The organism is Paraburkholderia sp. HC6.4b (assembly GCF_014200875.1).
GTDB classification, from domain to species: Bacteria; Pseudomonadota; Gammaproteobacteria; order Burkholderiales; family Burkholderiaceae; genus Paraburkholderia; species Paraburkholderia tuberum.
This window is the reverse complement of the sequence record NZ_JACHDC010000008.1, coordinates 191,449-204,955: the sequence shown is the minus strand read 5'-3', so window position 1 is coordinate 204,955 and position 13,507 is coordinate 191,449. Positions and strand designations below refer to the sequence as shown.

The 13,507-nt window shown below is 65.4% G+C and carries 12 protein-coding genes; 5 read left to right on the top strand and 7 right to left on the bottom strand.

The features are described from left to right. Positions 1-13 precede the first annotated feature (13 nt). From HDG34_RS14610 to ada, 4 genes are all read right to left on the bottom strand, one after another. On the bottom strand, positions 14-529 hold the full coding sequence (locus HDG34_RS14610; protein WP_184060973.1) for a hypothetical protein: 516 nt from the start codon (positions 527-529) through the stop codon (positions 14-16). A 223-nt stretch (positions 530-752) separates the two neighbouring features. After that, positions 753-2,369 (bottom strand): glutamate--cysteine ligase, encoded by a 1,617-nt coding sequence (gene gshA, locus HDG34_RS14605; protein ID WP_184060972.1) that lies wholly within the window; start codon positions 2,367-2,369, stop codon positions 753-755. Positions 2,370-2,582: 213 nt separating this feature from the next. Then, positions 2,583-3,503, bottom strand: coding sequence for a DNA-3-methyladenine glycosylase (locus tag HDG34_RS14600; protein ID WP_184060971.1), 921 nt, complete (start codon positions 3,501-3,503; stop codon positions 2,583-2,585). Continuing rightward, positions 3,500-4,690, bottom strand: a complete 1,191-nt coding sequence (gene ada / locus HDG34_RS14595; RefSeq protein ID WP_409259358.1) for a bifunctional DNA-binding transcriptional regulator/O6-methylguanine-DNA methyltransferase Ada — start codon at positions 4,688-4,690, stop codon at positions 3,500-3,502. The genes HDG34_RS14600 and ada overlap by 4 nt, the downstream gene beginning before the upstream one ends. A gap of 463 nt (positions 4,691-5,153) precedes the next feature. Between ada and HDG34_RS14590 the strand changes: the two genes are divergently transcribed. After that, entirely contained in the window at positions 5,154-5,579 is a 426-nt protein-coding gene (locus HDG34_RS14590) for a VOC family protein (RefSeq protein WP_184060970.1), read from the top strand. 44 nt (positions 5,580-5,623) lie between these two features. Here HDG34_RS14590 and HDG34_RS14585 read toward each other — a convergent pair whose 3' ends face one another. Then, positions 5,624-6,178, bottom strand: coding sequence for a YaeQ family protein (locus HDG34_RS14585; protein ID WP_184061040.1), 555 nt, complete (start codon positions 6,176-6,178; stop codon positions 5,624-5,626). Between the two features lie 142 nt (positions 6,179-6,320). Beyond that, positions 6,321-7,298 (bottom strand): LysR family transcriptional regulator, encoded by a 978-nt coding sequence (locus HDG34_RS14580; protein ID WP_184060969.1) that lies wholly within the window; start codon positions 7,296-7,298, stop codon positions 6,321-6,323. A 171-nt stretch (positions 7,299-7,469) separates the two neighbouring features. On the opposite strand from HDG34_RS14580, the gene HDG34_RS14575 reads away from it, so the two are divergent. The 4 genes from HDG34_RS14575 to araH all read left to right on the top strand — a co-directional run bounded on the left by HDG34_RS14575 (position 7,470) and on the right by araH (position 12,814). Then, a complete protein-coding gene (locus HDG34_RS14575) occupies positions 7,470-8,918 on the top strand; it encodes an aldehyde dehydrogenase family protein (protein ID WP_184061039.1) in 1,449 nt (482 codons plus the stop codon). 160 nt (positions 8,919-9,078) lie between these two features. Beyond that, positions 9,079-10,083 carry an arabinose ABC transporter substrate-binding protein gene (locus HDG34_RS14570; RefSeq protein ID WP_184060968.1) on the top strand — a complete coding sequence of 335 codons (1,005 nt, stop codon included), beginning with the start codon at positions 9,079-9,081 and terminating at the stop codon, positions 10,081-10,083. Between the two features lie 92 nt (positions 10,084-10,175). Continuing rightward, positions 10,176-11,735: an L-arabinose ABC transporter ATP-binding protein AraG gene (araG, locus tag HDG34_RS14565; protein WP_184060967.1), complete on the top strand. Its 1,560-nt coding sequence runs from the start codon at positions 10,176-10,178 to the stop codon at positions 11,733-11,735. A 74-nt stretch (positions 11,736-11,809) separates the two neighbouring features. Continuing rightward, positions 11,810-12,814, top strand: a complete 1,005-nt coding sequence (gene araH, locus HDG34_RS14560; RefSeq protein WP_184060966.1) for an L-arabinose ABC transporter permease AraH — start codon at positions 11,810-11,812, stop codon at positions 12,812-12,814. A gap of 254 nt (positions 12,815-13,068) precedes the next feature. On the opposite strand, the gene sap1 is transcribed toward araH, so the two are convergent. Then, complete coding sequence (gene sap1, locus HDG34_RS14555; RefSeq protein WP_018418921.1) at positions 13,069-13,407, bottom strand: surface attachment protein Sap1; 339 nt, start codon at positions 13,405-13,407, stop codon at positions 13,069-13,071. Positions 13,408-13,507 lie beyond the last annotated feature (100 nt).

Below are 13,507 nucleotides of genomic sequence, written 5' to 3'. Positions count from 1 at the left end.
GCCACCGCTCGATCTATTGCGACATCGCCTCGCCATTCGGCAGCCTGGTCGTGTTACGGGGCGTCGTCTCCGGATGCGTCGCATCGGGCGCGTTCTGCGATGGCGTCGCGCTGCCTTGCGGCGCGCTGGCGGCTGTGCCCGTGGTGCCTCTCACATACTGCTTGAAATCCGCACCGGCTTCCCACGGATTCGGCTTGCAGCCGAGCGAGCTGTCGCAATGCGCCGAAAAGCCGATCGTGGTAGTGCCATCGGGACCTGCGGCGCGCGTGATCTCAAACGCGAGCGCGCGCTTGCCGCCGTCCGGGCCGGCGGTCTGGATCAGCGAGTCGTTAGCGGTCTCGATCTTGTACTTCGAATGACTCGCGACCCACGTTTGCGCCCGTTGCCACCAGAGGTCGCATTCGGCCTTGTTCGAACACGTCAACGGCCTGGTCGCGATCTGCATGACATCGGGATCGACCTGACCCTGGGTCGAGCATGCCGTCGTCGCCAAGAGACACAGCGCGGCCAACAGAGCTTTGTTCTTCACGTCGATACCTCCCCTGTGGAGCATGTCATAAGATTTTGGACTACCCCATCGAAGCGGTGTTTCACCCAGATCAGAGAATCGCGACGTCGCGCGGAGTATTTGCCGATTCCGCGGACGCCTGAAGAGCGCAATCCGTAGAGGTTACCTGCGCGTTACTCGGGGCAAAGAAAAAGCGGCCACGTGGGCCGCTTGAAGCACTTCCGGGATGCTGTGGTCCGAACGCTCAGACGCTGAAGCGATTGAGCGTATAGGCCCGATACGCAGCGACGAACGCATCGAACGAACCAACCTCGTCGCGTTCGAGCTTCGCCTGTTCGTCGAGCGATCGCACCGCGAGGTCGGCAAACGCCTTGGACTGCGCGGCATCGAGCGGACGCGCACGGAAGTACGCGGCGTGCGCTTCGCTTTGCGCGAGGCCGAACGCGAGGAAGCTTTGCTGCTGGTCGCGCATCGTTTGCAGCACGCGCGCCGATGGCGTCAGCGACACGTCCGCGAGCTTCGCGCGTTGCGCGGCGACCGCGCGCGCGTGTTCGTCGCCGCCCTTCAGGCTGTCGAGCACGGCCGCCGCGGCGTCGATTTTCACGAGCAGTTCGTCGGCCCAGTCGATCATCGCGACCGGCTTGCCGTCGCGAACCAGTTCGAGGCCTGGCTTGCGGCCTTCCATCGTCACGCGGCCGAAGTTCTGGTTCGCTTCGGTGTACGCGGGCGGAGGCAGGGGCGCGCTGTCGTCGAGCGCGCACACGAGCAGGTACGCGTCGAGAAAGCGCGACGTTTCGAGCGAAATGCCGGCCGGCTCGAACGGATCGATGTCCATGCAACGCACTTCGACGTATTGCACGCCGCGCGCGGCGAGCGCATGCAACGGCCGCTCACCCGGATACGTGACGCGCTTCGGACGGATCGTCGAATAGAACTCGTTTTCGATCTGCAGCACGTTGGTGTTGATCTGCACCCACTCGCCGTCGCGTTGCGTGCCGATCTGCTCGTAGGCGGGATACGGGCGGCTCACGGCTTTCGCGAGCGCGTCGAGATAGCCGGGCAGCGTGTCGTAGTCGGCGTGCAGCGCGGCTTGCGCGGCCGTGTTCGAATAGCCGAGATCGCTCATGCGCAGGCTGGTCGCGTACGGGCGGTACAGCGTGTCGGCGTCGAACGTCTCGAGCGTGTGTTTGCGATCGCGGAGAAAGCGCCGATCGAGCGCCGGCGACGCGCCGAACAGATACATCAGCAGCCAGTTCGTGCGGCGGAAATTGCGGATCAGCGCGAGGTAGCGGTCGGACTGGAAGTCGACGGCGTTCGCGGTGGATTGCTGATCGGCGTGCAGCAGGCGCCACACGTCTTCGCTCAGCGAATAGTTGTAGTGGATGCCCGCGATGCACTGCATCGTGCGGCCATAGCGCAGCGCGAGGCCGACGCGGTACACGTACTTCAGCTTGCCGATGTTCGAGGTGCCGTAGTGCGCGATCGGAATGCCATCGTCGGTGGCGGGCAACAGTCCCGGCATCGAGTTGTTCCACAGGATCTCGTCGCCGAGCTCCGCGTAGACGAAGCGATGCAGCACGTCGAGTTGCGCGAGGGTTTCGGCGGCGTCCTGCTCAGCCGGCGTGATCAGCTCGAGCAGCGCCTCGGAGTAGTCGGTCGTCAGCGACGGGTGCGTGAGCGCCGAGCCGAGCCCGCGCGGATGCGGCGTCATCGCGAGCTGGCCGTTGCGCGTCACGCGCAGGCTTTCCCTTTCGATGCCGCGCAGGCCGCGTATCAGCACATCGCGCTGCGGGCTCGAGTCGAGCACGGACAGGCGGTGCGAAAGCGCGTCGGTCGTGCAGGAAGGTGTGGTGTTTGGCATTGATGCAAGTTGGGCGTTGCCGGTCGCCGTGTATCGCCAGACGATTCACAGACGGTATAGCGGCTGACAACGTTCGGCGGAATTTTCAGTAGCGGGCACTTTAACATCTCGCCAGAACCGCTGCTTGCGGCCACTTCGGCGGAGTTTCAGCGAGCACGTCGAGGTCGCGCTGAACTACGCCATCGGCATCGGCACGTTGCGACGACGCTCAGCTCATCCCCCGCGCGCAGCGCCCGCCCGATCCGCCACCTCGTTCCACAGATGCATCGCGGCATACGCGCGATACGGCCGCCACGCGTCGGTGCGGCCGCGCTGCTGCGCGGGCCGTACGAGCGAAGGATCGCGCGCGCAGATCGATTGCATCAGCACGAGATCCGCCTCGGGCCATGCATCGGGATCGCGCCATGCACGCATCGCGACGTATTCGACGGTCCATGGGCCGATGCCCGCGAGCGCGAGCAATGCGGCACGCAGGCTCGCGGCGTCGACGGTGTCGCTGCTGTCGAGCGGCACGTCGCCGCTCGCGACCGCACGCGCGAAGCCCTGCAACGCGGCGACGCGTTTGCCCGGCATGCCGATCTGCGCGAGATCGACTTCGGCGAGCGCGGCCGGCGTCGGAAAACGCCACGCGGTGTTTTCGTGCGGATGCCCGTCGATGCGTTCGCCCGCTCGCTGCACGAGCCGTCCGATGATGGTCGTCGCGGCCTTCACGCTGACCTGCTGACCGACGATCGCGCGCACCACCAGTTCGAAGCCGGACCACGCGCCCGGCACGCGCAGGCCGGGCACCGCGGCGACGAGCGGCGCGAGCCACGGGTCCGCCGCGAGTCCGGCGGCGATCTTCTTTGGATCGGCGCACAGATCGAACATTCTTGCGATTGGCGCGGCGAGTGCATCGGCGTGGCGGCTCGCCGGCCCTTCGATGCTCGCGACGATGCAGCGCTTGCGCGGATGCAGCCGCACGCTGAGTGTGCCGCCGTCGCCGTTCCAGTCGATCGCGCGACGATACGCGCCGTCCTCGACGGCTTCGACGCCAGGCGTCGCGCGGCCGCTGAAAAAGCGCAGCAGCCGCGGCCAGTCGAACGGTGCCTTGAACGGCAATTCGAGAGTTGCAACCTCGTGAAGCGTGCTCAAGCGGCGTGATCCAGTTGGGAGTTGTGGGAGTCGGCATCTGTGCGGCTTGCGTCGCGGCGGGGCGCGTCGCTGGCTGAAACGCCGCCTGCGTGCTGCGCCTCATTGTCGAGCAACGCGGCCTTGCGCGGCAGCCCCCAGCGATAGCCGGCGAGCGCCCCGCCCTTCTGCACGACGCGATGGCAAGGAATCGCGAGCGCGACCGGGTTGGTCGCGCATGCGCTCGCGACGGCGCGCACCGCCCGCGGCGAGCCGACCGCCTCGGCGATCTGCGAATAGCTGCGTGTCTCGCCGTACGGGATTCGCCGCAGCGCATCCCACACGCGCTGCTTGAATGCGGTCGACGCGATATCGAGCGGCAACTCGAAGTCCTGGCGCGTGCCGCGCAGATACGCGTCGATCTGTGCGATGAACGGCGCGAGCCGGCCGGCGTCTTCGCGCAGCTCGGCATTCGCGAACTCGCCGCGCAATTCGTCGATCAGCAGCGCGGTGTCGTCGCCGAAACCGATCTTGCAGATGCCCTTGTCAGTCGCGGCGACCAGCACGAAGCCGAGCGAGGTCGGCGCGCTCGCATAGCGCACCGTCAGGCCCGCGCCCTTGCGGCGATACGCGGACGGCGCCATGCCGAGCTCGGCCGGCGCGCTGTCGTACATTCGCGACGGCGAGCCGAAACCGGCGTCGAGCGTCGCGCGCGTGACGTCGGCGCCGCCCTGCAGCGCATCGCGCAACGCGGCGCCGCGTTGCGCGGCCTGGTATTGACGCGGCGAGACGCCGACCACGCGCTTGAACAGGCGCTGCAAATGGAACGGGCTCACGTGCACGGCATCGCTCAGTTGCGCGAGCGTGAGGCGCTGCTGCGGATCGGCGTCGAGCGCTGCGCACGCCCTGGCGACGATGTCGAGCTCGCGCGGCAGACCACCGGGCTGGCAGCGCTTGCAATCGCGAAAGCCCGCGGCGCGCGCGGCGGCGGCATCGGTGAAGAAGGCGACGTTTTCGCGGCGCGGCTGGCGCGACGCGCACGACGGCCGGCAGAACACGCCGGTCGTCCTGACCGCGTAGAAGAATGCGCCGTCGGCATCGCGGTCGCGGTGGGTGACGGCGTCCCAGCGTTCGTCGTCGGTGCGCCACTGGGCGGTGTCGACGTCGGCGGCGGCGCGCATGGGGACGGAATGGCGAGTGGTGGCGTTCATGATGTCCTGGGTCCCGGATGGGCAGGCAGTGTCGATGCTCATCAATCTAGGCCCGAACGCTACACAGTACGCGCCGGATCTTGCTCTGTCATTCGGACGCGCTTGTCCGTACCCGTAGTGGGGTCAAACCCGGCAAATCGCAATCCGAAGCGCCTTGGAATGCCCTGCGGCCGGATGTTTTGCCTCAAACTGCGGCAATTTCGCACGATATCGGGTTTTCCCTTAAAAAGTTATTGCGTCGCACCAAGCCGATGTGTATATTAGTGCTTGTCTCCTCCATGTCTCCTCCTGATATGGATTCAGCCCGCTCCACTTGAGCGGGCTTTTTTTTGCCTGCGGTTTTTGTCCGCGCCTGGTTTGCATTTGGTCCGGTTCGCCCACGACTTCCCGCCGATCCACCCCGCCCTTTCCTTTCTCCTACACTTCCTAATCGGTTCTCCGAACTAGCGAAAGGGCGTTCGACATGAAAATCCACATTCGCGAGATCGACCACGTCGTGATCCGGGCGACGCAGGTCGAAACCCTCGCGCGCTTTTACTGCGACGTACTCGGTTGCAGTGTTGAAAAGGAGCAGCGCGAACTCGGCCTCACGCAACTGCGCGCGGGCCGATCGCTGATCGATCTGCTGCAGGTCGGCGCGAAGCTCGATCGCGCGGAAAACGGCGCGGCGGGCACGGGGCGCAACATGGACCACCTGTGTCTGCGCGTCGAGTCGTTCGACGCCGACGCGTTGAAGGCGCATTTGAGCGCGCATGGCGCGCGGCTCGGCGAACAGGGAGTGCGTTATGGCGCGGACGGATTCGGGCCGTCGCTGTATCTGTTCGACCCGGAGGGCAATATGGTCGAGCTGAAGGGGCCGCCGGAAGCGGCGCGGGTCACGTCGCTCTGAATGCGAGAACGAAGCGGCGCAAAAACTGGTTCAGACCTGAGCCGTCACGCATCGGCGGGCGCCTTGAGTACGGTCCAGTCGATCTTCACCGCATCGGCTTCGGCGCTGCCGAGCCATGCTTCGCCGTCCTGCACCGTGCATTGCAGCCGCATCGTGCGTTCGGCAAGCGAGCCGAGCGATGCCGCGACGTCTTCGCCGAGCGTCCAGACCGTCACGTTGCGCAGGCGCTCGACCTTGTTGCGCACGCCCTGCCACCAGATTTCCGAAGTACGCCCGCCATACGCGATCACGACCACGTGATTCGCCCGCCCGCTCGCCTTGGCGATGCGGCGCTCCTCGGGCTGGCCGACCTCGATCCACGTGTCGATCGCGCCGGTCAGATCCTTCGCCCACAGATCCGGTTCGTCGACATCCGACAAACCTTTGCAGAACTCCAGCCGTTCCTGCGCGAACAGCGCGAACGCGGCGACGCGGACCATCATCCGTTCGTCGGTTTCGGAGGGGTGACGGGCGATCGTCAGCGAATGGTCGGCGTAATAGTGCCGGTCCATGTCAGCGATCTGCAGTTCCGCCTTGTATATCGTCGATTTGAGAGCCATGCCGTTGCTAAACCAGGCGCTCGCTCCACCGGAGCGCAGCGAAAATGAATCGTCGACGGCGCGTTGCCGTTTCTTGTGTTTGCTGTACATCGTATGTTCCTCCCGCGCCGTCAGCCGGTGCCTATGACACAGAAGGAAGCATTTACCGGGCCACCGCGGGTTCCGTGGCCGTGCCGTACACGTCGCGAGCCGCATCTCGCAGCGCGTCGAGCACGACGGCGGCCGCCGGCGACAACAGATGCGACTGGCGCGTGATGATACCGAATGTATCCATCCTGCAAGGCAAATCGATCGGTACGCGCTTCAATACCCCGTACTGTTGGTACTGGCGCGCCACTTCATCGGGCAAAACCGCCAACATCTCGCTTTGCAGCAGCAGGCTCGAAATCGCGAGGAAGTTGTTCGTATTGACGACGTTCTGCGGCGGATTCAGGCCGATCTGCGAAAACATCAGGTCGAAGCGATGGCGCAGCACGCTGCCCGGCGGATGCAGCACCCAGCTCGCGTTGACGATGCCGCGCAGCGTCAATCCCGTTTCATTTTCGAGCGGATGGCCGGGACGCGCGACCACGCACAGCGGTTCGTCGGCGAGCGGTTCGTAGCGCACGTCGGTCTTGAACTGGTTCTGCCTTTCGAGCACGCGGCCGATCATGATGTCGAGATCGCCTTCGGCGAGCCGCGGCAGCATCACGTCGGAGGTCTCGACCTCGGTCCAGATCTGCAACTGCGGATAACGCGCCTTCACGCTCGCGATCGCGCGCGGCACCATCGTCGCGGCCGCCGCGGCGATCACGCCGATACGCACCTGACCCGCGAGCCCCGCGCGCAGCGCCGAGATTTCGTCGTGCGCCTGGCTCAGGTTCGACAGCACCATGCGCGCGTGGCGGATCATCACCTCGCCGTACAGCGTCGCGTGCATACCGTGCGGCGTGCGGTCGAACAGGCTCACGCCGAGCATGTCCTCGAGCTCTTTCAACAGGCGCGACGCGGCCGGCTGCGTCATGCCGAGCACGTCGGCCGCGCGGCGCACGTTGCCCTCCTCCTCCATCGCGGCAAGCAGCAGCAACTGGCGCGTCTTCAGCCGAGCGCGCACGAACCAGTTCGAATAGCTACGCGTCATCGCAGGGTCTCCTGGGTCTTTACGAGCGATTTTTGTACGTTCTTCCTCTGAAGCTCCATGATGCCATACCGAAACTGATATCGGAGAAGCCTAAAAAGGGATTGGAAAGTTATTGGGCCGGCTCATACCATTCGTGGACTTTGTGAACTTACGGTGCGCCTTTTTTCGCCGATGAACCGCGATCCGCTCGTCCCCCTCGTTGCCAGCCCGTTTCGCCATTACATCAATGGCGGATGGGAGACCGGCGCGACCACGGGCGTTTCGCTCAATCCGTCGGATCTCGACGAGCCGGTCGGCGAATACGTGCGCGCCGACGTGCGGCAGACCGACAGCGCGATCGAGGCTGCGCACGCGGCGTTTCGCGACTGGTCGCTCGCCTCCGCACAGCGCCGCGCCGACGCGCTCGACGCGATCGGCAGCGAAATGCTCGCGCGCCGCGAGGAGCTGGCCCGGCTGCTCGCGCGTGAAGTCGGCAAGGTGCTGCCCGAGGCGCTCGCCGAAGCGACGCGCGCAGGGCAACTGTTCAAGCTGTTCGCGGCCGAGGCGCTGCGCGCGTTCGTCGAGCCGCTCGCGTCGGCGCGTGCCGGCGTCGAAATCGACGTGACGCGCGAGCCGCTCGGGGTGGTCGGCATCATCGCGCCGTGGAGCGCGCCGCTCGCGATCGCCGCGGCGAAGATCGGCGCCGCGCTCGCGCACGGCAACTGCGTCGTCTACAAGCCGGCCGAATCGGCGCCGGCCTGCGCGGCGGCGCTCGCGTCGATCGTCAGTCGCGCGGGCTTGCCGGCCGGCGTGTTCAACCTCGTGATGGGCAGCGGACGCAAGGTCGGTGCGCGCATCGTCGCACATCCGCTCGTCGCGGCGATCAGCTTCACCGGTTCGTCCGACACCGGCACGCGCGTGCTGCAGGCCGCCGCGACGCGCCAGGCGCGCGTGCAGCTCGAGATGGGTGGCAAGAATCCGTTCGTCGTGCTGGCCGACGCCGATCTCGACGGCGCGGTCGACGCGGCGCTCAGCGGTGCCTTCAGCGCGACCGGCCAGCGCAGCACGGCTGCCGCGCGGCTGATCGTCGAACGCGCGGTGTTCGCGCCGTTCGTCGACGCGTTGCAGGCAAAGCTCGCGAAACTCACCGTCGATCACGCGTTGAAGCACGGCACCGATATCGGCCCGGTGGCGAACGCCGCGCAGCTCGAACGCAATCTCGACTACGTGCGCGTCGGCGAGCAGGAAGGCGCGCAGTTGCTGCGCGGCGGGCGGCGACTGGAGCGCGCGACGCGCGGCTATTTTTTCGAGCCGGCGCTGTTTATCGGCGAATCGGAGCATCGGATCGCGCGTGAAGAGATTTTCGGGCCGCTCGCGGTCGTGCTGCGCGCGGACGATTACGAACACGCGCTACATCTCGCGAACGACACCGCCTACGGACTGTGCGCCGGCATCTGTACGCGCTCGCTCGAACGCGCGCGGCATTTTCGCCGCCACGTGCAGAGCGGTCTCGTCACGATCAATCTGCCGACCACGACCGTCGAGCATCATGGACCCGGCGGCGGGCGCAAGGCGTCGGCCTATGGCGCGAGCGATGCCGCGTTCTGGACCGCCGTGAAAACGGCGTACCTGGCGAGCTAGAAGCAATGAGCCACGCCACAGTTTTCACCGCGACTTGCGCGAACCGCCCGGCGTGCCGCGCACAGATCCGCCCCGATTCGCGCGACGGCTGACGCCGCCCGCGTTACCCCGCTGCAACTACACGACATCAATGCAGCTTTTCACCCTCAGGAGACAGTAGATGACCAGCAAGCTTCGCCGTTTGACCCTGACCGCGATGGCCGCCGCCGCCCTCGCCGCCCCGTTCGCCGCACAACTGTCCGCCCACGCGGATGAGCCGCTCAAAGTCGGCTTCCTCGTGAAGATGCCCGAACAGGCGTGGTTCATCAACGAACAGAAAGCCGCGAGCGCGCTCGGCCAGAAGGACGGCTTCTCGGTCGTCAACATCGGCACGCCCGACGGCGAAAAGGTGCTGGCCGCGATCGACAACCTCGGCGCGCAAGGCGCGAAGGGCTTCGTGATCTGCGCGCCCGACGTGCGTCTCGGACCGGCGATTCAGGCGCGCGCGAAGCGCTACAACATGAAGTTCGTGACCGTCGACGACCAGCTGGTCGATTCAACCGGCAAGCCGCTGGCGAACGTGCCGCACCTCGGCATGTCGGCCTTCAAGATCGGCAACCAGGTGGGCCAGGCGATCACCGACGAAATGAAGCGCCGCGGCTGGAAGCCTGAGGAAGTCGGCGCGCTGCGTATCACGGACTATGAGCTGCCGACCGCGAAGCTGCGCACCGACGGCGCGACGCAGTCGCTGCTCGCCGGCGGCTTCAAGAAGGAAAACGTCTTCGACGCGCCGCAGAAAACCACCGACGACGAAGGCGGCTTCAACGCGGTGTCGCCGGTGCTCGCGCAGCATCCGAACATCAAGAAGTGGGTGATCTTCGCGCTCAACGAGGAAAGCGTGCTCGGCGGCGTGCGCGCGACCGAACAGCTGCATATTCCGGCCGCGGACGTGATCGGCGTCGGCATCAACGGCGCGGGCGAGGCGTTCGCCGAGTTCCAGAAGAAGGAACCGACGGGCTTCTACGGCACGATCGCGGTCAGCTCGACGAACCACGGCAAGGAAAGCACCGAGAACCTTATCGAGTGGATCAAGGACGGCAAGCAGCCGCCCGCCGACACGCAGACCACCGGCAAGCTGATGGTGCGCGGCAACTGGCTGGACGTGCGCAAGGAACTGGGTATTTAAGCGAGGTTCTCGCAGCAGACGGCGGGCCGCCTCGTGCCTCGCGTTTAGCGCGAGCGCGGCCCGCTCAGCTTTCATCCGTTCGAGGTTTTTCGATGACGTCCTTATTCACCGGGTCTCATGCCAGCGAGGCGGTGCGCACGCCCTCGCCTGCATCGACGCCCGCATCCGACGCCCCCTATCTCCGGCTCGACGGCATCACCGTGCGCTTTCCGGGCGTGCTCGCGCTCGACCAGGTCTCGCTGGAAGTGCGCCGCGGCGAGGTGCACGGCCTGATGGGCGAAAACGGCGCCGGCAAATCGACGCTGCTGAAGGTGCTGTCCGGCGTCAATCATCCTGTCTCGGGCACGTTGTCGCTCGACGGCGTCGAGCAGCAGTTCGCGACGACCAAGGCGGCGATCGCCGCGGGCATCGCGATCATCTATCAGGAACTGCATCTGGTGCCGGAGCTGACGGTCGCCGAGAATCTGATGCTCGGCGCCCTGCCGAATCGCTTCGGCGTACTGGACGAAAAGGCTTTGGTCGCGCGTGCGATGCGCGAGCTCGAACGGCTCGGCGAAAAGCTCGATCCGTCGCAGCAGGTCAAGCATCTGTCGATCGGTCAGCGGCAGATGATCGAAATCGGCAAGGCGCTGATGCGCGACGCGCGCGTGATCGCGTTCGACGAACCGACCAGCTCGCTGTCGTCGCGCGAAACCACGCAACTGTTCCGCATCATCCGCGCGCTGAAGGCCGAAGGCCGCGCGATCATCTACGTCACGCACCGGATGGATGAAGTCTACGAACTGTGCGATCGCGTCACCGTGTTTCGCGACGGCCGCCGCATCGACACCTTCGAGGCCGGCGCGGGACTCGATCGCGATCGGCTGATCAGCTGCATGGTGGGGCGCTCGATCACCGATGTGTACGGCTATCGCGCGCGCGAGCACGGCGACGTGCAGCTTCAGGTCGACGGCCTGATGGGACCGGGCCTGCGCGAACCGGCTTCGTTTTCGGCGCGCAAGGGCGAGATCGTCGGCTTCTTCGGACTCGTCGGCGCGGGCCGCTCCGAGCTGATGAAGCTGATCTACGGCGCGGTCAAGCCGAGCGCCGGCGAGGTCGCGCTGAAGGGCAAGCGCGTGCAGTTCGCCACGCCGCGCGACGCGGTGCGCGCCGGTGTCGCTCTGTGTCCCGAGGATCGCAAGCAGGAAGGCATCGTGTCGATCGCGTCGGTGTCGGACAACCTGAACATCAGCTGCCGCCGCCACTTCAGCCGCTTCAGCGTGCTCAACGGCCGCAAGGAAGCGCAGACCACCCGCGAGTTCATCGGCAAGCTCGCGATCAAGACGCGCAACGGCGACACGCCGATCGGCACGCTGTCCGGCGGCAATCAGCAGAAGGTGATCCTGTCGCGCTGGCTCGCCGAAGAGATCGACGTGTTCCTGATGGACGAGCCGACGCGCGGCATCGACGTCGGGGCGCGCAGCGAGATCTATGGGCTGCTGTATGGGCTCGCCGAGGCGGGCCGCACGGTCATCGTCGTGTCGAGCGATCTCGCCGAGGTGATCGGCGTGACCGATCGCGTGATCGTGATGAAGGAAGGCCGCATCGTCGGCGATCTGCCAAAGGCGCAGGCCACGCCGGATGCGCTGATCAAGCTGGCATTGCCGCGCTGATCGCCCAACGGATCGCGCCACCAGACCTCTTACCGAATATCGCAACGAAAACGGCATTGAATGGAACAGACATCATGAATACACCTTCCACCGATTCCTCGACCCCCGCCGTCGCCTCCGTGGGCTTGGCCGCGCGCGCCGCGCGCACCTGGGACCTGATCAACAAATCCGGCATCGTGATGGTGTTCGTCATCCTGTTCGCGGTGCTGTCGTTCACGGTCCCAGACTTTCTGAGCACGCGCAATATCCAGGGCCTGCTGCTGTCGGTCACGCTGATCGGCTCGATCTCCGTCACGATGATGTTCGTGCTCGCGCTCGGCGAGGTGGACCTGTCGGTGGCGTCGATCGTCGCGTTTTCGGGCGTGGTGGCTTCCGTGCTGATCACCGCGACGCACAGCGTGTTAGTCGGCATCACGGCCGGCGTGCTCGCGGGCGGCGCGGTCGGGCTCGTCAACGGCACGCTGGTCGCGCGCTACAAGATCAACTCGCTGATCGTCACGCTCGCGATGATGGAGGTCGTGCGCGGCCTCGCGTACATCACGTCGAACGGCGACGCGGTGATGATCTCCGAGGAGCGCTTCTTCGACCTCGGCGGCGGCTCGTTCCTCGGCATTTCTTATCCGATCTGGAGCAACATCGTCGGCTTCGTTCTGTTCGGCTTCCTGCTGAAAAAGACCGTGTTCGGCAAGAACGTGCTGGCCGTCGGCGGCAATAGCGAAGCGGCTGTGCTCGCGGGGCTGCCCGTCACGCGCATCAAGATCACCGTGTTCGTGCTGCAAGGCCTCGTGACCGGCTTCGCGGGCGTGATGCTCGCGTCGCGCATGAGCCTCGGCGATCCGAAGACGTCGGTCGGGCTCGAGCTCGGCGTGATTTCCGCGTGCGTGCTCGGAGGTGTGTCGCTGACGGGCGGTGTCGCGACGATCTCCGGCGTGCTGGTCGGCGTGCTGATCATGGGCTCGGTACAGGACGCCATGAGCCTGCTGAACGTACCGACGTTCTACCAGTACCTGATTCGCGGCGGCATCCTGCTGCTCGCGGTTCTGTTCGACCAGTTCCGCCGCAGCAAGCGCGTGCACTGACGCGCCGTTGCTCGTGGCCGGTTTCCTGCGCTTTGCGAGAAGGCGTACTGCCGATGCGGGTCGATAAAACCCGCATCGGCTTTTTTATTGCAGGTGAAGCCTGGCAAGTATCAAAAGCAATAAAAAAAACGGCTTGGCATCGGAATGCCCAAGCCGTCTCTTTTAGCTCACGCGTTCACGCCTGCGACTTTTAAAGCCGCAGCGGATACGCATGCGACGGTATTCCGGCTTTTGCCGGAATACCGGTGTTGTACTTATTGCTTGATGAATCGGTCGTTCGCCCAGAGCCCCTCGGTATCGCTATTGGCTGAATTCACGAACTCGACGTCGTGGCCGACCACGCGCACCACGCGGAAACTCGAGTCGGTCGGAGTCGACACGCATTGATATCCGGAGAAGAATTCCTGCATCTGCTGCTGTTCACCGGCTTGCGCGTGGTGATCGGCGGCATCGAGCTTGTCCTTCGATACGCAGCCATAGGCATTGGCCTTGAACTGGATCGTTTGCTGCGGCTTGATCACGACGTCTTGCGCCTGAACGCTAGCGGCAGCCAAACCCGCGATGGCGAAAACAACGGCAATTCGAGTTTTCATTCGTTCCTCCGGGGCGGGCCGAAAAAAATCTCGGTTAGCTATGTATTTAACTTTAACGGTGGACCCGCATCTCGCACTCTAGGAGAACCGATGAGAACGA